We start from the raw sequence: 21,562 nt of genomic DNA, 5'->3' as shown, positions 1-21,562 counted from the left end.
ATGAACAGATTTTTAGCCAGCCGTTTGTTTGACGGCACCCAATTTAAAAACGAAGTTGAGTTTGTTGTCGATAATGGCAAGCTTCACTTTGAATCTCACCCCGCGGGCAGTGAAGTTACGCGACTTGAGGGCATAACTGCACCAGGCTTTATTGATGTCCAGGTTAATGGCGGCGGTGGTGGCTTTTTGAATGCCGATCCCTCATTGTCTTGCCTGACGACCATAGTCACAGCCCATGCAAAGTTTGGATCAACGGCTCTGATGCCAACGCTTATTACAGATCAGGTCGCGGTTATGGAGCAAGCTGCGGATGCCATTGCTCAGGCAATTGCACGCAAAGAGCCAGGTGTTGCCGGGGTTCATTTTGAAGGTCCGCATTTGTCACACCCAAAGAAAGGCACCCACAGCGAACAATTTATTCGCCCAATTTCTGAGCGAGAGTTCGCTATTTATGCCCGTAAAGACATAGGGATAAAAATGGTGACCCTGGCCCCTGAAACTGTGCCACTGAGTGACATCAAGCGGCTTGTGGAACTGGGTGTGAAAGTGTCTATCGGCCATTCTAACGCAGATTTTGAAACCACTATGGCTGCGCTGGAAGTTGGTGCTGACGGGTTTACGCACTTATTTAATGCCATGTCGGCCTATACCTCTCGTGAGCCAGGAGTTGTGGGAGCGGCGTTGTGGGATGACAACGCATGGTGCGGTCTGATTGTAGATGGGCACCATGTGCACCCGGCTTCGGCTAAGCTGGCGATTCGCGCTAAGCAACGTGGCAAAATCATGCTGGTAACTGATGCTATGCCGCCAGTTGGCACGGATGATCAGGAATTTGACTTTTTTGATGGTCGTAAAGTGATCCGCACTGGCGATCGTCTAAACTCGACCACAGGCGAGTTAGCAGGCAGTGTCCTTGATATGGCAAGCGCAGTACGTAACAGTGTTAACACTCTCGATGTGACATTGTCAGAAGCATTGCGAATGGCTTCGTTATATCCGGCACAGTACCTTGGGCTGCCTGACAAGGGTCGTTTGATTGACGGTGCAGATGCTGACTTTGTGCTGCTCAATAGTGACCTACATGTATTACAGACTTTCATTAACGGAAAACACATTTAATTTTCCCTGGGTAAAAAACCCCGCTGTTGTTTAGCGGGGATTTTTTGTTTCTATAGGTAGTAACTATGTCAAATAATAAGAAAAGACTGGCGTCGCTCGATGCCTTACGTGGCATGGACATGTTTTGGATCCTGGGTGGTCAGTCCATATTTGCCGCGTTGTTTGTTCTGACCGGCTGGCAGGGGTGGAAAATTTTTGAAGCTCAGACGCTTCACAGTGCCTGGCACGGCTTTACCTTTTACGACTTGATCTTCCCCTTGTTTATCTTTTTGTCGGGAGTGGCGATGGGCTTACGGCCCAAGCGCATTGATCACTTGTCATTGGAAGAGCGCAAGCCTATTTACATCAAGGCGATTAAACGCCTGGGTTTGCTGTGTCTGTTTGGTGTGCTGTATAACCATGGCTGGGGCACAGGTATTCCGGCTGATTTGGGCGAGATCCGCTATGCCAGTGTACTTGGGCGCATTGCCATTGCCTGGTTTTTTTGCGCCATGCTGGTGTGGCACTGTAGCCTGAAGGCAACGGCGCTAACAGGGGTCGGTATCTTGCTCGCGTATTGGGTGTTGTTGTGTTTTATTCCCGTGCCTGGAGGCAGTGCAGGGGAGCTCACACCGGCTGGCAGCTGGAACGCCTGGATAGATCAGGCATTACTGCCAGGGATTACCTATCAGAATCGCCCGGTTGACCCGGAAGGTATTTTGTCTAGCTTTACGGCTATTGTGAACGCCATTGCCGGCGTCTTTGCCGGACAGATGATAGCACAGTCGGATAAACTGGGGCAGTGGCAGGTCGCAGGGCGTCTGTTTATTGCCGGTATCATTAGTCTGGCTCTGGGCTGGTTGTGGGACCTTCAGTTCCCGGTGAATAAAGAGCTGTGGACCAGCTCCTTTGTACTGGTGACTGTCGGCTGGAGCGCCATTTTCCTGGCTATTTTCTTTACTCTGGTCGATATACTTAACGGTCAGAAGTTGGCTTATCCCTTTGTGATCATCGGTGCCAACTCTATTATTATTTATCTGGCATCGAGCCTGGTAGATTGGGCCTTTATCAGCCGCAGTGTGTTCGGTGGCATCATCAGTGCGGTCCCAGAGCACTGGCAGGCGTTGCTCAGTGTATGCGCCTTGCTGGCGGTTCAGCTGCTGGTCTTACACTGGATGTACAAACGTAAGATCATTGTGAGCGTATAGCAAAGTAGACCTTATTGTTGGGCCTGACGCCTGTTATGACTTTGAAAATGACCTGCTGAGCAGGTCATTTTTATTTTGGCTATAAAAAAAGTACATTTTTTTATCACTTTTACTTTACAAGCGCGTTTTTTTCTCTAATAATGACAGCGTTGTCATAATGGTAATAACCTAAACAGTGTATCCCAGTTAGGTTTTGATCTGACCTTGTTTTGATTGCACGCAGAGCAAGGTTCAGATCCCATTTTTCCTGTTTGTTCACAACCTTGAGCCTTACATTATGCAAATAGTTATTCTTAAAAACGCAGCTGAAGTTGCAGCATATGGTGCCGATATTTTTACTCAGCAGCTAACACGTAACGCAGGCTCTGTTTTAGGACTGGCGACAGGATCAACGCCAGTTGCTTTGTATCAGGAACTGATCCGTCGCAACCAGGCGGGTACAGTGAGCTTTAGCAAGGCCAAAACGTTCAACCTGGATGAATACCTGGGGCTGAATGGCGAGCATGCACAAAGTTATCGTTATTTCATGAACGAGCAGCTATTCAACCACATAGACATTAACAAAGATAATACGCATGTTCCGCCAGGAGATGCCAAAAACCCAATTGAAGCCTGTAAAGAATATGAAGCGCAGATTAGCGCAGCCGGTGGCATCGATGTTCAGCTTCTGGGTATAGGTCGCAATGGCCATATTGGCTTTAACGAACCATCGTCAGGGTTAACTTCACGCACTCGGGTTAAAACCCTGACAAAAGCGACCATCGACGATAATGCACGTTTTTTTGCAGCGGATGAATATCAGCCACATCTGTCGATCACCATGGGGATTGGTACGATTTTAGATGCTCGTAAAGTGGTCTTACTGGCAACCGGTGAAAACAAAGCCGATGCGGTACATGCCATGATTGAAGGTCCTCTGACCGCTGCTTGTCCTGCATCAGCCTTACAAATGCACCGTCACGCTGTGATTGTGCTGGATGAAGGGGCTGCCAGCAAACTGAAAGACATTGAATTCTACAAACACATTGAAGCTGAGAATCAAAAGCTTCAGGAATATCTTGCCTCTCTGTAGTGTGTTATCACACTGTAGTTCAAGCCCGTAAGGGCTTTTTTTTTTGCCGCAAAGCTATTGGCATTCGGGCCAGCTATGTTAGCGTGTCGTCAAAGAACAACAAAAGGATGAACGTCGTGCTGCATTACACGCAAATGAACCTGGACAGGGCCTCGGCTGAACGAAAAGACCCTAATTGGTTACTTGGCCAATACGGTGAAAAAAGCCGCTGGTTGCTGGTATGGAATAACAAAAATCTGATTGTCAGCAACGAGCGCGAGCTGGCTTTGTTGTCTCAGTCACAGGTTGACACACTTGACCGCGCCGAAGCCGTGTTTTTAGGCATTGACGACACTTATAGCTACTTTGCGCTGGACGTTAGCGAAGTCGAACAAGAGTTACTTCAGGGCTGTATTGATGTCAGCTTTGATGAGCACACGTTTGAACAAACCTTCCATTTCGAAGATATGCGCACCATAGGCCCAAAGCTGGACGCCGAATTAGCGTCGGTGGGTGTGTTGGCCCGCGGGCTGTGTTACTGGCATAAAACGCATCGTTTCTGTGGGCGTTGTGGTAGTCCAAATCGCCCTGTGGAAGCCGGACACGCGCGTTTGTGCAATGACAAAGAATGTCGTCATATGACGTTCCCGCGCACGGATCCCGCTGTGATTATGCTGGTAACACATACCTTTGCAGATGGTGTTGAGCGCTGCCTGCTTGGTCGACAAGCGCAATGGCCAGAAGGTGTGTACTCAACTCTGGCGGGGTTTGTTGACCCCGGTGAAACACTGGAGCGGGCCGTGATCCGCGAAGTTAAAGAAGAGGCCGGGGTTGAGGTTGACCAGGTACGCTACCTTGCCTCACAACCCTGGCCATTTCCGTCGTCTATTATGCTAGGCTTTATAGCAACTGCAAAAAGCACCGACATTTTTGTTGAGCAGGATGAGCTGGAGCATGCACAATGGTTTTCCCGAGCGGATCTCAACGGATTTGCCGAGTGGGGAGACGATGTGCCCGGATATAAACTCACCCGCAAAGATTCTATCTCCAGATATCTGGTTGAATACTGGCGTCAGCAATGATGCACTTAGTCCAAAATTGAGCACACTATGAAGAAGAATACTAAACTGGTGGCCGCTGGCCGCAAAACCCAGTACACCAAGGGCGTGGTTAACCCAGTGGTACAACGGGCATCGACCGTTGTTTTTGAGTCTGTCGCCGATATGCAGGAAGCCATTTCCGAGCGCGGCAAACGCACTTTGTTTTATGGCCGTCGTGGCACCAATACGCATTTTGCATTGCAAGACGCCATCATGGAGCTTGAAAATGGCGCCGGTTGTGCGTTATATCCGTCTGGTGCTGCCGCCATTTCACAGGCCCTGTTGTCATTTCTGAAAACCGGCGATCATCTGTTGATGGTAGATACTGCCTACGAGCCAACCCGTGATTTTTGTGACAAGATCCTGGCAGGGCTTGGGATCACAACTACCTATTATGATCCGCTGATTGGCGCTGATATCGAATCACTCATTCAGGACAACACCAAAGTGCTGTTCCTGGAATCCCCTGGCTCTATCACCATGGAAGTGCAGGACGTGCCCAGCCTGGTCAAAGTGGCTAAGGCAAAGGGCCTGATCACTATGCTGGATAACACCTATGGCAACGGGTGGCATTATCGGCCGCTGGAGCATGGCGTGGATATCAGCATTCAGGCCGCCACTAAATACATAGTAGGTCACTCTGATGTCATGATGGGCGTGGCCGTGGCTAACGAGACGCTGTGGCCAACCCTGCGCGAAAACTCTTACCTGCTTGGACAGTGTACCTCAGCAGACGACGCTTATCTTGCCTTACGTGGATTGCGGACCATGCCGGTACGCTTGCAGCAACACGAAAAGTCGGCACTTCAGGTTGCCAACTGGCTGGCCGGTCACCCTCTGGTTGATCACGTACGACATCCTGCACTGAAAAGCTGCCCGGGGCATGAGTTTTTTAAACGCGACTTTAGCGGCAGCAATGGTTTGTTCTCTGTGGTGATGAAACAGGGGCACCGCAAAGCCATTAACCGTTTCCTCGACAGCTTACACCACTTTAAGATGGGCTTTTCATGGGGCGGCTTTGAAAGCCTGGTAACGGCGAATGCCAGCATGGCCCCTCTGCGCACAACAACGGGGTGGCAGCATGGTCCGGTGATCCGCTTGCACATAGGTCTGGAAGATGTGGAAGATTTGATTGCTGATTTGGAGCAGGCGCTCAAGGTCTATCAGGAAAGCTTGTAACAGAAGCGGGCGGTGAGGCTGTCACCGCCTGTTTATGATGCCAAATTAGAGGCTCTGCGCGTAATGGTACAGTGCCTTTAACACAGCCAGATTCTTTTCATTGCCTTCATGTTCATACACCAGATTTTCCAGCGTGATCATAAAGTCCTGCGCACTGATAGACGGGTTGTCTTCTCCATGCATGAGTTTGTTCTGACAGTATTTACGCCACTGCTCCAGTTCACTGGCAGAGAGGCTTTCCGGCCAGTTTCGGGCACGATAGCGAAACAGCAGAGTATGGAATTTAGGATCTTCAAACTCCAGGTTGAGCGAGCCTAATTCGTGCGGCGGCGCTTCGCGTACAATGGCCAGCTTGGCTTTGTCGGCTTTACTGATAAAACCATTATAAAGCTGATAATCCGGGTTAGTTGTGTCGCTGAAATCGCCCTGGTCGTTAAACACCTCAGCCACCTTGTCGCGCAGCTCCGGGTGCGATTTAAGAACTTTAAGATGTGCCAGACACTGTTCACGATCGATCCCCAGGCGGGCAGCGTTCTCTGGTAGCAGCGTTTTTGCAGGCGCTAATATCGGACATTTGTTCAGGTGAACTAGTTTCAGGCCAACCGGTAGCTCATCTTCGCCCAAATCACTGTGTTTAGTGTACAAGCGCGCACGGAGTTCCTCTACCGACAGGTCCAGCAGCACCTGCGGGTCATTGGTCAGGTTGAAACACACCACGGCATTTTTGTTCACCGGGTGAAAGCTCATTGGCGCAATCCAGCTGGTGCAACCCTGAGTGGCCGGAATACGCGAAGAGGTATGCACCAGTGGCTGCATGTTAAACACATCAATCAGGTCCGCGAGTGCTTTTTTACCGCGCAGCGAGAAGAAAAACTGATACAGTTTAGGCTGTTTGTCTTTAATCAGCTTGGCCAGCGCAATGGTTGCCGTCACATCGCTCAGCGCATCGTGGGCATCGGCGTGCTCAATGCCGTTCGCTTTGGTGAGGTCTTCCAGGCGAAAACTTGGGGTGCCATCTTCTTTTTCTGGCCACACAATGCCTTCAGGGCGAAGCGCATAACAGGCACGCACTAAATCAATGATGTCCCAGCGGCTATTGCCATTTTGCCATTCGCGCTCATAAGGGTCATAAAAGTTGCGATACAGGCTGTAACGGGTCACTTCATCATCAAAACGAATGCTGTTATAACCGGCCACACAGGTATTGGGCTTACTGAACTCGCGATGGATCTTGGCCATAAACTCACTTTCCGGCAGTCCATGTTTCAGCGCATGCTGCGGCGTGATCCCAGTCACCAGACAGGCCTCTGGCTGAGGCAAATAATCCGCCGCCGGGCGACAATACTCAATCAGCGGCTCACCTATAATATTCAGGTCCAGATCGGTACGGATCCCGGCAAACTGACTCGGCCGGTCCTTCTGCGGGCTGGCCCCCCAGGTTTCATAATCGTGCCAATAGATAGTAGGGGTATTCTCTGTGTTTTCTAATGTAGCCATAAGGCTCTAAATCCTATTTAAATCAGCCTGTTAGTTCTATCTAGAGTGACGGGCTATTTCTTGGTGTTTCTTGCAATGTCAGACAAGTGTGTATATAAGTGTGTATATAAAACAAACCAAGTGTGTATATAAATTTATGCCATTGTCAGATGCTAAATTGCGCAACCTGCTCAACAAGAAAGATCAACTGTGCGTATTATCTCACAGAGATGGCCTGCGCGTAAAACGCAACAAGAACGGGGCAGTACTGTGGCAGTATCGTTGTCGTTATAAAGGAACACAGGTGATCATGAGCCTGGGTCATTACCCCCAGTTAGGCTTAAAAGACGCTCAGGACTTAGTGCCTCATTTGCAGGGATGGATTGCGCAAGGGTTAGACCCCAGAGTTGAGTACAAAAAGTTTATATCACCACCAGAAGAAGACCTGACTGTATCGCGACTGGCAGAGCAATGGCTTGAGATAAAAGTACCCACACTTAAACCAAAAACCTAAGAGCTCTACCAAAACCACGTTAAAAAGTGGATTGTGCCTTATTTGGAGGTAGCGCCGGACACCATGACAGTACACGACTGGGTGGCCTACTTTAAAACTGTGTCGGACACAGGATCTGCCAAAATGGCGAGCGTGATGCTGGTCAGGCTCAAAACAATTTTACGCTGGGCAATTATGCGTGGTGACATAGCCCCGCAAAATCCAATCTTTAATTTGCAGGCAAACGACGTAGGGGAGCCGGCCGCGCAAGGTCAGCGCTATCTGCGTTTCAATGAGCTGGCATTATTATGGCGAGAGATAGAGTCGGCCAAGGCCACGCCAGCGAGTAAAGCCTGCCTGCAAATGATATTCCTGACCGGAGCCAGGCAGTCAGAAGTACGCCTTATGCGCTGGGAAGACCTGGACTTTGACAACATGATTTGGACAGTGCCGCCGGAGAACTCCAAAACCAACAAAGCAATCCGCCGTCCGATCACCAAAAAAATGCAAAGCATGCTGGAGCAGTTAGCGTTAGTCTATGGTAAATCGGGTGTAGTCATCCCGGGCAGCACACCAGCCAAATCACTGACGACTCATTCAGTTAACCGGTTTTGCGCGCGCATGTGGGCAAATCTCAACCGTAAGCACAATATGGCTAAGTTCCTACCGCACGATGCCAGGCGGTCAGTCAGTACTTTGCTTAGCGAGCTGGAAGTTCCCCCGCATGTCACCGAAAAAATGTTAGGACACTCCATGCGTGGGGTTATGGCTGTTTATAACAAACATGACTACCTGGCTGATCAAAAGAAAGGGTATGAGCTGTACTGGCAAAAAATTGAAGAGGCAATCGGAGATATTAGGCTCTGATTGCCTATCGGTAGCGAAATCTTATTTCTTTTTAAGCTGACGTCTATCTAGCTTCAATTATCGATACCGCCTTATTAAGTCCCTCGATTAACTCGTTCAGAACCCCTTTTCTTAACCTGCCATTTGTTTTCTGATTATTTCTAGTCAATTGTTGAGAGAGGTTTTTTAGGAGGGCTAATTCTTGAATAGCAATGTCGTGACGGATGGCATTTTTATATCTGTCATTTAACCAGCCGATAAATTCGGCTATTTCAATAGTATTCCAATTTTCAATAGCTGTTGTAAATACTCCGGTATTAAAGTGATTAAAAAACGGCTCAGAATTTATCTTGTCTTTGTTCATTCTGAAGGTGGTTCGCCAGTCATTGAGAAAACAATCGATAATAGCATTGTTGTTTTTGAATTGAGCTCTTGTGTATATCTCATTAATAGCATCTGTAAAATATTGCTCATTAATACTTCGAGACATTAGCCTCATGTCGAGAGGTACGCCTTGATTAACCGTATCTAGGTCTATAACTCCATCGTTTAAAATTCTTCTTGTAATTTTCTCCGAAACTTCATTCATGCAAGGCACTTCTAAATAGCCTTTTTCAAGGAGCATTAGGTATCTATCGCAGTACACTAGCCACTCATGCCACTTGATGTTTGAGGCGTTGAACAATAAATCTTCAAGTGAGGAAACAGCCTCTTCAAAGTCATCTTCAGATTTAATAAAGTAAAAGCTGGTGTTTGTTAATATGTCAATGGGGTTTGATAATTTAAAGAGGCTGAAATGATTAATTAAATCCTCATCGCTGGAATCAGGGATTATATTAGTAAAGCAGTATCTGCCTAAATTATAACTTGGGAGTGTGAAGTTAAATAGTTTGTTAAAGTTTTCATCTAGCTTATATTGTTTCTGCTTTTCTTTTGAGAGTTTTTTAATCTTTTCGTCGACGAGATGTGCACTCTTTGAGTGATTGTCTATATTAAATTCATGCCACCCTTTTGAATTTTCTTGTATAGATAGGAAGCTATCAAGGCCTAGCTTTTGAACGTAACAAAATAATGAAATAAGAACGATTTGCTTAGCAATATGGTCCGTTGAAGACCCGATGTCAATCCCGTCAATACTTTTAACCCTATTATATAACTTTATTGTACGGCTTATAGCTCGTTGAATTACCCTAAGGTTGCTGAAGTCTAGTGCGTTTGATTCTGCTGTGTTGAAGGCTTCAAAAATGCAATTTTTTAGTACATCATCTAGTTGGCCTTTATATATATCTTCGACAATAGTTAGTAATTCATCAGCTTCTCTTGAGAGCCTTATTACATCACTAAATACTTTTTCAACTTTATCTTTATCTTCAAGTGCTTTTGAGTTTGCTACAACTATCACTTTGATGTTGTTATGTTCAGCAAACCGCAAGCAGTTACCCAGGATGGCTCCTATCAGCTTGTTATCGCTTATTCGCTCCAGGTCATCAATAACAAGAGTGAACCCTTTCATTTTTTGAATTAGCCTTTGGCGAACGAGCCCTGCGGCACCGGACAGAATACCTTTAGCTAATCCTGCTTCGCTTTTATTTGCACCTACCATAGCCGAGATCTTGTCAGCATGCTTTCCTATACCTCTAAGATATCCAGCGGTGTCACTTTGCTTTGAGGTATATAGAGAAATTACTTGATCCTGGAACTCCGCAACACTACTTACTCCGAAAGCTGAAATGTAATAATAATCCCCGAACACCTCGGATTCCGCTTTAATAAGAGGCCGCAGCTCGTTCTCTATTAAGTAAGTTTTACCAATGCCCCAGTCACCATCCAGAAGGACGATAGGGGGGTGGCTCGTTTCTTTTAATTGTTCAATAATCTGTCGTGTTGCTTTGTTGGTCATTGTTACCTGCCATAAGTCCTTTTTAATTAGAGTATTAAAGCGGTACTCGTACGTACTGTATATTTAAGTAAGGGCCGAGGCCCTAGGGTTTCTTGAGGTCACTATTTGATTCCTCTGTCTTTCTAGTCTCTGAGTTATTCTGGACAGCTGGATGCTGCTTGGCCGCGGTATTTTGAATTTGCTTCTGTTGTAATTCTAATCTGGTGTGATTGATGTTTGTATTCTTTAAAGCTACATCAAGCTGCTTCTCGGCTAAGTTGATATTTTGGAAGGCCACAAATACCGATACAGAGACAGCGGCAATAGATATGAGAGCAGAAATAATCGAAATGTACCTAGTCATTACGTTGTGCTTTACAGAATCTGAGTGGCGACGTTCCGCATCATTGTGTGCCTGCACTTTTAGGTATAGGTCCATTCCTTTTTCGGTTAAGAAATAGCCGTGATGTAGATACATTTTAGTGTAATTTGGCTTTAGCTCTTTTTTTTCTCTTTTGTGCCACTTGTTAACGTATCCACTTTCCTCCAAATGCTCCAGCAGTATTCGACAAGTTTCAAACTTTTTTATTTGTTCAGTAGGTAAATCTAAGTGGTCTGGATAAGCTTTTGATAAAAAAGCGTTTAGGTGAGAGTTTAGCTCTGGAAACTGATCATAATCATCGATTTCCTTTGGAAATACAAGGTTATGATCTGCTATCGCTACAACAAGTCTATCCAAATGAATTGGTATTTTGTTTTTTTGAACTATGTTGGCTATCTCGTTCATCATTTTCCTTTATTGATCTTGAGTCTCATAATGCGCAAATATCCTACTTTATTTTATAGTTTGTTTTAACTTGGAATATTCTACCCGCTCAAAGAGGATACTTCAGCAGTAGTAACTTTTATATGAACCATAGCCTAAAGAAATAACCCAACCACTGTATCAATAACCATATTGTTACATTTTTAGCATTAAGTTAGCATCTTGTTGGTTGTTAACAAGGAATGCTTATGTCTGATCAACAGGAACTGAAAACTAAGTCTGGAAGTGCCGAATACAAATACGAGCTGGCTTACATGGCCGATATGGTAAAACGTTGGAAACCCCGCGCTCGTGCCTCAAAACAATTGATCTGTGAAACTAAACGGGTCGATGGTGATTACATCTTAAAAACCAGCCACTGGAAATACAAAGTGCTTTACGGCCATCGCGAAGCGCTTGGCATCTTCTTCGCTCAACGAATGGAAGATAAAAAGCCAGTGATGCGTTGGATCCAGAAGCTTTGTCTAAACTTTAAAGCAGGCGACCTCTACGAACGTAGAGATGGGCTAGGGTGTCTTCAAGTGTTCTACGCCATTGAAATGGGTTGGGATATGGATCAAGGTGCGATGCATGAAGGCACCGTAACTTATGATATTTACGATATTCACGATGGCAAATATACCCGGCGAGAACGAAAGAACTGCACACAAATGGAATTTCTCGAACTCCTGATTACGGGAGGTACTGCCTATAAAGGCAGAGGTATCGTAATGCAAACTGAACCACGTTCAACCAAAAAACATGATCGTGTGCTTGATACGCTCATTGGCATTGCTAAAGGCTTAATCGCAGATGGAAATGTGAATCAGGCAGAGGCCGAGTTTTTGCAAGTGTGGCTGGTCCAAAACATGGGTTGTGAAAGCCCTATACTCACCAACTTACTAGATAAAGTGTCGGATATGCTATCCGATGGAAAGCTGGACGAAAACGAATCTTCGGAGCTTCTTCAGATACTGGGTACATTGTGCGGTGATGCCGTAGAGCTTGGAGAAGTCGCAAAACCAGCTTCATTGCCGTTGTGTCAACCAGCGCCGCCAATTGAATTTAAAGGGCATAACTCTGTACTCACAGGGTCTTTTGCTCACGGCTCCAGGGAAGAGTGTGAGAATATCATTACGCAACTGGGTGGCAAGAATGAGAAGTTGGTAACAAAAAGGCTCGACTACTTGGTGGTTGGCACATATGTAACTGGCGCCTGGGCACATGAAGGGTTTGGCCGAAAAATAGAAAAAGCCATGGAGTATAGAGACTCTGGAGTCGCGCCGATTAAGATTGTTAGCGAAGCGCACTGGCTTAAGCATGCTCGGTTGCAAGCACCATAATAGATGGGACCATGTTACAGTGACCTCTACATGTACAGGGCTACTTATAGCTCTGACTTTAAATACATGGCTTCCAAAGCTTTGTTTTAATCATTGAATATAAATACACAAACAATCCCAACTGTACTTAGTACAAAAATACAACGCTGTCATTTCTGTTTCCTTGATAAAATTTCAATATAGTAAACAACTTAAAAAACAAGTACCTAAAAATTTACACTGAGAAAGTGGCTAAAACACCTTGTTTTTTGTTGCTAATTTCAACACATTGTTTAACGGCTGAGCACAGCCAGAGCAGGGTGTCCTCATCATTTGTCGAATAATCATTGTAAGAAATACAACAGGAAACAACATGAAACTTAAAAAGGTTAAATTAAAAACGCTAAGTACAGGTAAAAACCTAAACGCACAGCAAACGAATGAAATTGCGGGTGGGGCAAGTGCCTATAGTAAAGACTATGGCGCATGTTACACAGCGCCTGTATTTTGCCCAACCGCCTATGTTTGCTAATAAGGCAGGGTAGCCCGGTATTTACCGGGCTTTATGCTTTCAGATACTTAATAACGATATCAACGAGTCCAACATATACGGTAATTCACTACTCAAGGTGATCATTGTTAACCAACAAGTGCCTCAAACGCTTCTTTTGCTTGCTCACTTTGCAAGATACGGCCATGCCCAAGCCCCTGCGTTTCTATGAGCTTTACCTTAGACATTTCGGTCGCGGCTTGTTTAGAGACGGTAAACTGTGCAAACCGGTCGTTCTGGTCGTGCACAATAATACACTGAGCGGATCGGCTTTTTAGCTTTGCAAACGGGTCAACAGACGCCATTGGGTAGTTGTATTCATTTTCGACCTTGCTGACGACGGAGCGAAACAATCGCATTGAATAACCAGAACGCTCAATGCTGCCAAACAAATTGCTGACATAATCCAGCACGGGTGCAATTAGTAGCAGCGGTTTGTCGGCAAGTTTTGGGTGCTTACATTCAATAGCAGCAGCACAGCCCATACTGTGGGCGATAACACCTTCAACATGGTCTGTGCTGTTGAGCACAGCTTCAAGTCCGTATACAAAGGCGGGCAGGTGACCGACCGAGCCTTCACTGTTGCCATGGGCTGGGTGGTCAAAGGCCAGTGCTGTGTAGCCCTGCTGAGCTATATGCTGCATCAGAGGAAAGAACTGGTTGGCACTGCCAGACCAGCCGTGGGTTAACACCCAAACCGGCCCGCTGCCAATCTGGTAGGTTTTTAGTAAGCCTTCTTTTGAAGAAATACTGCCCTCTACCATTTCATTTGGTGCGATATGCTTAGGCTTAGCCCTGACCGGCGTAAGCAGCAGCTTAGTTGCAGTCTTTTCGGCATGTCCTGGCGCTATTCTGTGATGCGCACGGGTCATGACATTAAGCATATGCTTTTTGAAGTTAAATTTGCTGTCTGATTTAAAGTAAATCTTGTCACTCATTTCTCTTTCTCCACGAAAAACACCATAGCCAGTTAACTTTAAAACGAACGGTCGTGCTATTAATGTATTCAAAAAAAGGCTGAACGTGTTCAGCCTGGGGTTTATGCTGTTTAGTCTAAACTACTGGAAAGCTTAAATAATTACCTCCAGCTCTGTATCTGGCGCTCTACGCCATGCCAGAACCGCTGTGTGCTTTCTTTCTGTCCATGCATTGAATGATACAGGTGGGCACTCAAATACAGGCCATATAACTCAAAAGTGGCTTGCTCCGGTGCCAGATCAGCCCGAAACTCGTTGTTTTCAACGCCTTTGCCTATCTGGATTTGCAAATAGGTTAGCCAATTTTCAATGCCTTGCTTGAGCACTCGCTGCGCGGCAGACTCGTCGGCACACTTTTCTCGCCAGGCGTCCAGGAACATACAGCTGCCCTGGAATGATTGATTCCAGTTTAACCAGTGATGTAACAGCGCCTTTATCTTCTCTTCATAGTTGCGGCAGTTATCTGCACGAGCAGGCACAATAACGCGTTGTACAAAAATATCATTGGCAAAATCAACAACAGCCGCCTGCAAGTTCTCTTTTGAGTTAAAGTGTGCGAACAAACCGCTTTTAGACATACTGCACTGTTTGGCCAGCTCACCAATCGTCAGGCTTTCCAGACCATTCTCACTGGCCAGCGTAAATGCCACATTTAAAATGTTATCGCGGGTTTGTTTGCCTTTGCTCATACACTACTCACTGCTATGTTACATATATTTATAGCACGACCGTTCTTTTAATGATAGGTCAAAGTTTAAAGAGTGTGTAAGAGCATGGATAGTAGTGGCCATAAGTTTGATACATATTGAGTATCAAACTAGCCAAAAGTTAGCCATAACAACCAACATGCATAACCCCCTGTGACTACCATTTTAAAATCTTATTAAAATACAATGATATAACTTTTGGTCTGTATTATGCTCCTGTATGTGTTTTAACTTGGAGAAGATCTTTGAAAAAGCTGTTTATCGCTGTTTTACTATTGCCTGTGTTCTGGATTTTATTACCAAAACAAGAAGCCATCAGCCAGGACAAGAAGGCGTTTAGCGCATACATCAAGGCCGTTATGGAAGAAGCGGCTATCCCGGGGCTGGCGATTGCCAAAATTGACAATGGTGAAGCCACACTTCATACCTTTGGCTTTGCGGATGTGACGCAAAACAGGCCGGTGGCACAAGACACCTTGTTTAATATCGCTTCAATCAGCAAACCCATTATGGGCGTGGTGCTGCTTAAGTTGGTAGAGCAGGGTAAGCTTGAGCTCGACCGGGATATTAACGATTATTTACCGTTTAAGGTTGATAACCCCAAACTAGAGAATGAGACGATTACACTCAGGCATTTGGTGACCCATACCTCCGGGATTGCAGATTACTACGATGTAAACAGCTTCACGGCAAATCGGGATCCTGAAACGACCTTGGAAGCGCACTTGAAGTCATTACTGACACCCGGAGGGCATTTGTATGAGCAGGGGGCCTATTATCTGGACCATCAACCAGGCACTCATCGCAAGTATAGTAACCTGGCTTCTGCTCTGGCGGGTTATCTGGTCGAGGCAACCACGGGTGAAAGCCTGGCGCAGTACAGTGTGGAACATTTGTTTAAACCGTTGGGAATGGATAACACCCGCTGGCGATTAGAAGGTCTCTCATTTGCAGAAATAGCTGTGCCTTATGAAGTGGAATCCTGCATTCCCTATACACCTGTGTGTGGTGATTTCGAATCACCTAAATTGAATTATGTGATTAACGAGTACTTTAATCCACCCATTGCGTTCAAGCGGTTTGTGCCACAGCCTCACTATGGTAACCCTCAGTATCCTGATGGTGGGGTCCGCACCAGTATCAAAGAGCTCAGCCTGTTTCTGACCCAGCTGTTAAAAAACCAAACCATGGCCGGCGAACCACTCCTGTCAGCTGCGATATTTCAGCAAATGATATCGATCCAGGCACCCGAAGCTGTATCAAAAGGTCAGCGTTTCTTCTGGCGTGACAACAGCATGGGGTTGATAGGACATATGGGATCGGATCCTGGTGTATTCGCAGCCATGTACTTTGATCCAAACAAAAAAGATGGGTTTACTATTCTGATGAATCGGGGACTGGACACTAAATCGGGCAGCGCCATGAAAAGTATTGCAGCCAGATTAATGAATCAAGAATCTGATGTTAGAGAGTTGCGTTAAGAGAAACGACATGGACGTTGCTGAAAATACTGAAGGACTAAGTGGAAATAAGAGTAAAAAAAGGGGGAGAAGAATGGTCGGCATAGCAGGATTTGAACCTGCGACCCCTGACACCCCATGACAGTGCGCTACCAAGCTGCGCTATATGCCGACTTGGTTGCCACTATAATGATTTTTATTGGAAAGGCAACACCAGAGCTGTTTGTTTGCACATTAATTAAACATAAGGGTTTCGAAGGGACGCCCTTTGTACAAAAAAGCAAAGGTCAGGGGGTGTGAATACGCTGGAAACTGTCCCGGGTGAAGTAAACTAAATTGGAAATGGGCTTGGCGTGTGGTAAACATGGCTTGTCTGAGAGCTTTAATATATAGGTAACTGACTTCAAGGTCTAATTTTGATTGATATCGGTTAAGTCTAACCGTGTCGTGGAGCAAATAGCCAATTTACCAGGAAAGTTAAATATGCGTTTCGAAAACAAGAAAGTTGTGATTACAGGAGCCAGTCCAGACTTTGGACTGACGCTGTCTATTTTGTTTGCCAGGCTGGGGGCTGAATTATTTCTGTCGGCCAGAACGCTTACCAAAGCGAAAGCGACAGCCCGGCAGGTAATCGAAGCGGTTCCTTGTGCCAAAGTCACGCCGTTTCAGGTCGATGTGACCAAGCCTGATGAAATTGCGCTGTTTGCACAGGAAGTTGAAGCACGCACTGCTGAAGTCGACATTTTGATCAACAATGCTTCATTCTGGTTGTCTGGCTCAATATTAGAAGTATCAGATGAGCAGATTGTCGAAACTATCAATTCTACAGCGACAGGCAGTATTTTGATGACGCAAAAATTCCTACCACTTTTGCAGCGTTCAGCTTCACCAGACATTCTGTTTATCAATAGTACCGCCAGTCTCGAAAACAACCCACGCTCAGTTGCCAGTGAAGCTTTTAGCGCTGCAAAAGCTGCACAGTCCACATTTGCAGACCGACTTCGGCATCGGTTAATGGGGCAGGGTATCAGAGTGATTAGTATTTATCCGCCCAACTTCGACAATCCTTCTGCGCTCAATGAGGCGCAGTGGGATCAGCCCCGTTTGCACACAGACCATATGCACCTGACAGCGCGACATGTTTTTGAATGCATCCAGTTTGCTTTATCTCAGGATCGTGTCTGCTCCGTTGATAAAATTGTACTAAGCAATAACAGTATGCTTGCGAATGACAATAATGCCTAAAGAAAACAAATATATGAGAGAACAGGTTTTGACTTTTAGTTGTGGCGTTGTTGTGGCACAGAGCTTTTGAAGATTGTAATTCCACCCAACCTAGTACAGCTCATTAGTAGAATTTTGCAGCTCAAGGTAGCCAACTGGGGTTATGTCTTCCAGTGCATCGTGAGGCCTTTCATAATTGTGAATTCCTAGCCATTCATCAGTGATTTCGCGTACGTGTTGTAGTGAATCGAACAGATGTAAATCTATTACTTCTTCTCGATAACTGCGATTAAAACGCCCCACAAAACCGTTTTGATAAGGGCTACCAGGCTGAATAAACTCTAGCTTTTGTCTATGTCCTGCGCCCGGCTTTCTAACAAGCTGGATGTAAATTCAGGTCCATTATTCACCTATATTTACGACGGCTTTCCACGCTAGGAAATCACTCGTTCGACACGCTTCTTGTTCCACGTTTTCCTCTGATGCCGCAGCCGTTTAAACAGCTTAGGCAAACCCACGCTCTACGCCTGCTTGTGCTCACCGCTTTTTTGCAACGATCTCCTCAGGCATAGTGTGTTTCAGACTCAGTGTTGCAAACATATCTTTGAGCTTGCGATTCTCTTCTTCAAGTTCCTTCAGTCGCTTTACATCCTACGTTTCCATGCCACCATATTTGAAGCGCCATTTGTAAATTGGACTTTGTCCAATTCGGTGTTTTCGGCAAAGATCTGGACGATACACCCGATTCAGCTTCTTTGATCATGGCAACAATTTGTGATTCGGTGAACTTGCTTTTTCTCATCGTAAACTTCCTTGTTCTGTTCATGGAAATTCAACTCAAGAACTGTTGCGGTTTATGGGGGAGTTACAGGCGCTGCTCATAAAAGTGAGTGATCCACGGATACCATCATAAGAACCGACGACATTACTTGCTTCATTCGATGTGTCACTCAATTTATTGAGCGAAAGATTGGTTATTAGAGGCTTAAAAGTTTAGGCAGGGATCAGTGTAACCTGTTTGATATGGGGAGTCATACCAACGCCCCGATAAGGGGTTGATAATGCTTGGCTAAACGTGTGAAGCGAAACCAAACTAAGCTTTACTAGTCCCACTTTATTGGCTTGCTATAAAGCAAGCACAACTTAGAATGTGCTTACATCTATAATACCGTTGTTATTTGTTAACGTAATCCCGTAAACATTACATAAAAAGGCTGTGTTGAAAGCAACATTTGGCAATACTAAAAACCAGGTCAATAAATAAGTTTTGGTTTTAACCAAAGTTACCGATTGTTGAGACACTTTAGTTATTTTATAGCCATCTTTAATCTGTGCCTGCACTTCTTTGAGTAAAGGCACAGGTACATCTTTTATTTTTGCCCGAGAGAAAGCGCTTAGTTTCCAACGGTGAAATATAGAAACTACCGCATTAACAATAAGTAAACCAAGAAAGAAATCTGAAACTTCCATTTTTGATGCGTAATCCTAATTGCTTTATAACAGTTTATCAGTAAGACCTTGCAAGGTACGCTACCTTGTGTGGTAGGAGGTGACCGATGTATAGGCAAAGCACTAAAAATTTTGGTAAATCATACATTAATCAAAATAATATTACACCTCAATAGCCAGGTGGCTTAGTAGCAACTCAGATTGTATCTGATTTAAGAAAAATAGTCTAAAATACTGATTTTAATCAGAAACTTGAACTGGATAAAGCTGAACAAATTGATCGCTACATAGTTTCTGTCGATAGCAACCTATGAAAAGAACGCATTGGGTGGAGCATTATTTTGGCGGGACTAAGAAAGCACTTCCCAGATAAGCAGTAGGGCGACCGTATGTTGAACGCTCGTTACTACCTGAAAGTTCGTTTTGTCTATTAAACTTTTCTTAAAAATCTCAGTGAAGCATATGAAATTTCTTACGAAAATCTGAAATGGGTAAAACGGCTTCATAATGGTACGTTGATGGTATACGAGTGGTACGGATGTTTTTTGAGTTCTGATAAAAAGCTACTTAAGCTATTGACTGGAGTGAGAAAAGAATGGTCGGCATAGCAGGATTTGAACCTGCGACCCCTGACACCCCATGACAGTGCGCTACCAAGCTGCGCTATATGCCGACTTGGGTTTCACTATAATGATTTTTTGATGAAAGGCAATAAGTAATTGTTTCAACTGAATGTTATTTGTGCTGAGCGGGCTCGAGTGCGGATTTGTTGCGCAATCGGGCTAATGTGGGGGAAGTGAGATTGAGGCAGCGTGCGGTACGCTACCCCGGTCTCAGATTACTTGTGCCAAATGCCTTTAGGTAAGGTTTTTAACACTTCAGGTTTTTGTGAGGGATCAAATACGGGCGTCTTACCTTGCTTAAGTTGTGCGCGATAGTCTTTGGCAAGCCAGATAACAATGCCAGACAACATGAACAGCGCAACCACGTTTACAATCGCCATCAGGCCCATTGAGATATCGGCAAGCGTCCAGATCAGGCCAAGCTCACCTACAGCACCAAACATGACCATAGCCAGTACACAGGCTCTGAATATAAACAGGCCTTTTGGATGGTTATGCTCGAGGAATAACAGGTTGGTTTCTGCATAACTATAGTTTGCAACAATAGAAGTAAAGGCAAAGAACAGAATGGCGATAGCTACAAAAATTGCACCCCAGTCGCCCACGTGTTCAACCAGTGCGGCCTGCGTTAATTGAATACCCGTGACACCAGATTCTGGCACGAGTTGGTTAGAGAGCAGAATAAGTGCGGCGGTGGCACTACATATCACTATGGTATCAACAAATACACCCAGCATCTGAACATAACCTTGTGATGCAGGGTGGTTTGGGTTCGGGGTTGCGCTTGCTGCGGCATTTGCGGCACTACCCATGCCTGCTTCATTGGAGAATAGACCACGTTTAATTCCCTGGATCATTGCCTGCATGACGGCATAACCTACGGCTCCGCCTGCAGCTTGCTCAAAACCAAATGCGCTGTTGATGATCAGCATGAAAACGTCAGGTAACTGGCTGGCGTTCATAGCACAGACAATGATTGCCAATAATAAGTAGGCGATCGCCATGAAAGGTACTGCCAGCTCAGCAAAGCGGGCAATGGTTTTAAGACCGCCGAAGATAATAAAGGCTGAGCCACATACCAGTAGCAAGCCCATCACATATTTGGGAACATCAAAAGCTACTTCAAACGCTGCGGCAATCGAGTTTGCCTGCACGGCATTAAACACCAAGCCGAAAGCGAGGATCAGACATAAAGAAAAAAGTACACCCATCCAACGTTTATTCAGGCCATACTCCATATAATAAGCAGGGCCACCTCGGAAGTTGCCTTCATCGTCTTTGGTTTTGTATAGCTGAGCAAGCGCACTTTCAGCAAAACTGGTCGCCATACCAATGAGGGCGATGAGCCACATCCAAAAAATAGCACCGGGTCCACCCAGGTAAAGCGCAACGGCAACACCTGCCATATTACCGGTACCAACTCGAGCGGCAAGTGAGGTACAAAAAGCCTGAAAAGAAGAAATTCCGTCTTTGGCGCCACTTCGGCTGTTTGCCATGACTTTGATCATGTACGGGAATTGAGTGAACTGTATGAAACCCAGTCGGAGGGTAAAGAAAACACCTGCTGCAATTAATAGGTATATAAGTATATGACCCCACAGCAAGCCGCTTATAGTATTAAAAAAGTCAGCCATTGGATTACGACCCTTATTATAGATATAGCAGAACGGGTAAATAAGGTGGCGTAATTTAGCACATGACGGCTTTCAACTCTAAGTATTATTGCTTTATCCACAGGTTTTTGTGGGTAACTTGTGTGACAGTTGTGATGTCATATTGAGTAAAAAATTAATTCAAAAAAATCATAAAAAGCGCTTGCGCTGCATTCGAATCTCCCTATAATGCGCATCCATCGACACGGCGGGCAGCAAATATAACGCTGAACAAAATGACGAGTGTCACATAAAACTTAGTTTAATTTCTTTTAAATCTGAGTGTTGACAAAAAGAGGAAAGTGATTAGAATGCACAACCCTCAGCGCTAACAGTGCAGCGACATTAAGTCGCACCGGGTAACCGGATTATGTTCTTTAAAAATATGAAGCAATCATCTGTGTGGGCACTCGTACAGATTGAGTTCTAACAGCGAATTTCAGTTTTACTGAATGACGCACAA

19 protein-coding genes and 2 tRNA genes are annotated in these 21,562 nt (G+C 45.3%); 11 read left to right on the top strand and 10 right to left on the bottom strand.

Translation table 11 applies throughout. The annotated features are described in order from the left end of the window. The 5 genes from nagA to ACXAH1_RS11325 all read left to right on the top strand — a co-directional run bounded on the left by nagA (nt 1) and on the right by ACXAH1_RS11325 (nt 5,636). Nucleotides 1–1,119: an N-acetylglucosamine-6-phosphate deacetylase gene (gene nagA, locus ACXAH1_RS11345; RefSeq protein WP_475196778.1), complete on the top strand. Its 1,119-nt coding sequence runs from the start codon at nt 1–3 to the stop codon at nt 1,117–1,119. Nucleotides 1,120–1,184: 65 nt separating this feature from the next. Beyond that, entirely contained in the window at nt 1,185–2,306 is a 1,122-nt protein-coding gene (gene nagX, locus ACXAH1_RS11340) for a transmembrane glucosamine N-acetyltransferase NagX (protein WP_475196776.1), read from the top strand. A gap of 277 nt (nt 2,307–2,583) precedes the next feature. Next, the gene (gene nagB / locus ACXAH1_RS11335; RefSeq protein WP_054013774.1) at nt 2,584–3,378 is read left to right on the top strand and encodes a glucosamine-6-phosphate deaminase; all 795 of its coding nucleotides are present in this window, start codon (nt 2,584–2,586) and stop codon (nt 3,376–3,378) included. Between the two features lie 116 nt (nt 3,379–3,494). Beyond that, the gene (gene nudC / locus ACXAH1_RS11330) at nt 3,495–4,439 is read left to right on the top strand and encodes an NAD(+) diphosphatase (RefSeq protein ID WP_475196774.1); all 945 of its coding nucleotides are present in this window, start codon (nt 3,495–3,497) and stop codon (nt 4,437–4,439) included. A gap of 27 nt (nt 4,440–4,466) precedes the next feature. After that, nucleotides 4,467–5,636: a cystathionine beta-lyase gene (locus ACXAH1_RS11325; protein ID WP_253044485.1), complete on the top strand. Its 1,170-nt coding sequence runs from the start codon at nt 4,467–4,469 to the stop codon at nt 5,634–5,636. Nucleotides 5,637–5,681: 45 nt separating this feature from the next. Here the strand turns inward: ACXAH1_RS11325 and sbcB are convergent, their stop codons facing one another. Further along, entirely contained in the window at nt 5,682–7,133 is a 1,452-nt protein-coding gene (sbcB, locus tag ACXAH1_RS11320) for an exodeoxyribonuclease I (RefSeq protein ID WP_475196773.1), read from the bottom strand. 136 nt (nt 7,134–7,269) lie between these two features. Between sbcB and ACXAH1_RS11315 the strand changes: the two genes are divergently transcribed. After that, a complete protein-coding gene (locus ACXAH1_RS11315; protein WP_475196771.1) occupies nt 7,270–7,626 on the top strand; it encodes an Arm DNA-binding domain-containing protein in 357 nt (118 codons plus the stop codon). 63 nt (nt 7,627–7,689) lie between these two features. Next, on the top strand, nt 7,690–8,472 hold the full coding sequence (locus ACXAH1_RS11310; protein ID WP_475196770.1) for a tyrosine-type recombinase/integrase: 783 nt from the start codon (nt 7,690–7,692) through the stop codon (nt 8,470–8,472). Between the two features lie 43 nt (nt 8,473–8,515). On the opposite strand, the gene ACXAH1_RS11305 is transcribed toward ACXAH1_RS11310, so the two are convergent. Together ACXAH1_RS11305 and ACXAH1_RS11300 are read right to left on the bottom strand one after the other, a co-directional pair. Next, nucleotides 8,516–10,351, bottom strand: coding sequence for an ATP-binding protein (locus ACXAH1_RS11305; protein ID WP_475196769.1), 1,836 nt, complete (start codon nt 10,349–10,351; stop codon nt 8,516–8,518). An 82-nt stretch (nt 10,352–10,433) separates the two neighbouring features. Continuing rightward, a complete protein-coding gene (locus ACXAH1_RS11300) occupies nt 10,434–11,117 on the bottom strand; it encodes a hypothetical protein (protein ID WP_475196767.1) in 684 nt (227 codons plus the stop codon). A 227-nt stretch (nt 11,118–11,344) separates the two neighbouring features. Here ACXAH1_RS11300 and ACXAH1_RS11295 point away from each other — a divergent pair, with 227 nt between their 5' ends. Together ACXAH1_RS11295 and ACXAH1_RS11290 are read left to right on the top strand one after the other, a co-directional pair. Then, entirely contained in the window at nt 11,345–12,478 is a 1,134-nt protein-coding gene (locus tag ACXAH1_RS11295) for a BRCT domain-containing protein (protein ID WP_475196764.1), read from the top strand. A gap of 352 nt (nt 12,479–12,830) precedes the next feature. Then, a complete protein-coding gene (locus ACXAH1_RS11290; protein ID WP_171045722.1) occupies nt 12,831–12,989 on the top strand; it encodes a hypothetical protein in 159 nt (52 codons plus the stop codon). Nucleotides 12,990–13,096: 107 nt separating this feature from the next. Here the strand turns inward: ACXAH1_RS11290 and ACXAH1_RS11285 are convergent, their stop codons facing one another. Both ACXAH1_RS11285 and ACXAH1_RS11280 read right to left on the bottom strand, forming a co-directional pair. Beyond that, nucleotides 13,097–13,945, bottom strand: a complete 849-nt coding sequence (locus tag ACXAH1_RS11285) for an alpha/beta hydrolase (protein ID WP_475196761.1) — start codon at nt 13,943–13,945, stop codon at nt 13,097–13,099. A gap of 140 nt (nt 13,946–14,085) precedes the next feature. Further along, complete coding sequence (locus ACXAH1_RS11280; RefSeq protein ID WP_475196760.1) at nt 14,086–14,673, bottom strand: TetR/AcrR family transcriptional regulator; 588 nt, start codon at nt 14,671–14,673, stop codon at nt 14,086–14,088. 263 nt (nt 14,674–14,936) lie between these two features. Between ACXAH1_RS11280 and ACXAH1_RS11275 the strand changes: the two genes are divergently transcribed. Continuing rightward, a complete protein-coding gene (locus ACXAH1_RS11275) occupies nt 14,937–16,172 on the top strand; it encodes a serine hydrolase domain-containing protein (RefSeq protein ID WP_475196758.1) in 1,236 nt (411 codons plus the stop codon). A 74-nt stretch (nt 16,173–16,246) separates the two neighbouring features. Here the strand turns inward: ACXAH1_RS11275 and ACXAH1_RS11270 are convergent. After that, a tRNA-Pro gene (locus ACXAH1_RS11270) sits at nt 16,247–16,323 on the bottom strand. 311 nt (nt 16,324–16,634) lie between these two features. Here ACXAH1_RS11270 and ACXAH1_RS11265 point away from each other — a divergent pair. Next, a complete protein-coding gene (locus tag ACXAH1_RS11265; RefSeq protein WP_475196757.1) occupies nt 16,635–17,396 on the top strand; it encodes an SDR family NAD(P)-dependent oxidoreductase in 762 nt (253 codons plus the stop codon). A gap of 90 nt (nt 17,397–17,486) precedes the next feature. On the opposite strand, the gene ACXAH1_RS11260 is transcribed toward ACXAH1_RS11265, so the two are convergent. From ACXAH1_RS11260 to ACXAH1_RS11245, 4 genes are all read right to left on the bottom strand, one after another. After that, a complete protein-coding gene (locus ACXAH1_RS11260; RefSeq protein ID WP_475197086.1) occupies nt 17,487–17,711 on the bottom strand; it encodes an integrase core domain-containing protein in 225 nt (74 codons plus the stop codon). 807 nt (nt 17,712–18,518) lie between these two features. Then, nucleotides 18,519–18,845: a hypothetical protein gene (locus ACXAH1_RS11255; RefSeq protein WP_475196756.1), complete on the bottom strand. Its 327-nt coding sequence runs from the start codon at nt 18,843–18,845 to the stop codon at nt 18,519–18,521. Nucleotides 18,846–19,420: 575 nt separating this feature from the next. Continuing rightward, nucleotides 19,421–19,497, bottom strand: a tRNA-Pro gene (locus tag ACXAH1_RS11250). A 165-nt stretch (nt 19,498–19,662) separates the two neighbouring features. Beyond that, on the bottom strand, nt 19,663–21,081 hold the full coding sequence (locus ACXAH1_RS11245; RefSeq protein ID WP_138552037.1) for an alanine/glycine:cation symporter family protein: 1,419 nt from the start codon (nt 21,079–21,081) through the stop codon (nt 19,663–19,665). Nucleotides 21,082–21,562: the final 481 nt, after the last annotated feature.

It is taken from the genome of Pseudoalteromonas sp. AWH4_217 (assembly GCF_056161105.1).
Note: the sequence above shows the minus strand (reverse complement) of the source record. Positions and strands in the feature narration are given on the sequence as shown.

Excerpts from the sequence above, each read along its gene's own strand:
- nagA (WP_475196778.1), top strand. The coding sequence starts at position 1 with ATGAACAGATTTTTAGCCAGCCGTTTGTTTGACGGCACCCAATTTAAA.
- nagX (WP_475196776.1), top strand. The coding sequence starts at position 1,185 with ATGTCAAATAATAAGAAAAGACTGGCGTCGCTCGATGCCTTACGTGGC.
- nagB (WP_054013774.1), top strand. The coding sequence starts at position 2,584 with ATGCAAATAGTTATTCTTAAAAACGCAGCTGAAGTTGCAGCATATGGT.
- ACXAH1_RS11325 (WP_253044485.1), top strand. The coding sequence starts at position 4,467 with ATGAAGAAGAATACTAAACTGGTGGCCGCTGGCCGCAAAACCCAGTAC.
- sbcB (WP_475196773.1), bottom strand. The coding sequence starts at position 7,133 with ATGGCTACATTAGAAAACACAGAGAATACCCCTACTATCTATTGGCAC.
- ACXAH1_RS11315 (WP_475196771.1), top strand. The coding sequence starts at position 7,270 with ATGCCATTGTCAGATGCTAAATTGCGCAACCTGCTCAACAAGAAAGAT.
- ACXAH1_RS11310 (WP_475196770.1), top strand. The coding sequence starts at position 7,690 with ATGACAGTACACGACTGGGTGGCCTACTTTAAAACTGTGTCGGACACA.
- ACXAH1_RS11305 (WP_475196769.1), bottom strand. The coding sequence starts at position 10,351 with ATGACCAACAAAGCAACACGACAGATTATTGAACAATTAAAAGAAACG.
- ACXAH1_RS11300 (WP_475196767.1), bottom strand. The coding sequence starts at position 11,117 with ATGAACGAGATAGCCAACATAGTTCAAAAAAACAAAATACCAATTCAT.
- ACXAH1_RS11295 (WP_475196764.1), top strand. The coding sequence starts at position 11,345 with ATGTCTGATCAACAGGAACTGAAAACTAAGTCTGGAAGTGCCGAATAC.
- ACXAH1_RS11290 (WP_171045722.1), top strand. The coding sequence starts at position 12,831 with ATGAAACTTAAAAAGGTTAAATTAAAAACGCTAAGTACAGGTAAAAAC.
- ACXAH1_RS11285 (WP_475196761.1), bottom strand. The coding sequence starts at position 13,945 with ATGAGTGACAAGATTTACTTTAAATCAGACAGCAAATTTAACTTCAAA.
- ACXAH1_RS11280 (WP_475196760.1), bottom strand. The coding sequence starts at position 14,673 with ATGAGCAAAGGCAAACAAACCCGCGATAACATTTTAAATGTGGCATTT.
- ACXAH1_RS11265 (WP_475196757.1), top strand. The coding sequence starts at position 16,635 with ATGCGTTTCGAAAACAAGAAAGTTGTGATTACAGGAGCCAGTCCAGAC.
- ACXAH1_RS11255 (WP_475196756.1), bottom strand. The coding sequence starts at position 18,845 with ATGGAAGTTTCAGATTTCTTTCTTGGTTTACTTATTGTTAATGCGGTA.
- ACXAH1_RS11245 (WP_138552037.1), bottom strand. The coding sequence starts at position 21,081 with ATGGCTGACTTTTTTAATACTATAAGCGGCTTGCTGTGGGGTCATATA.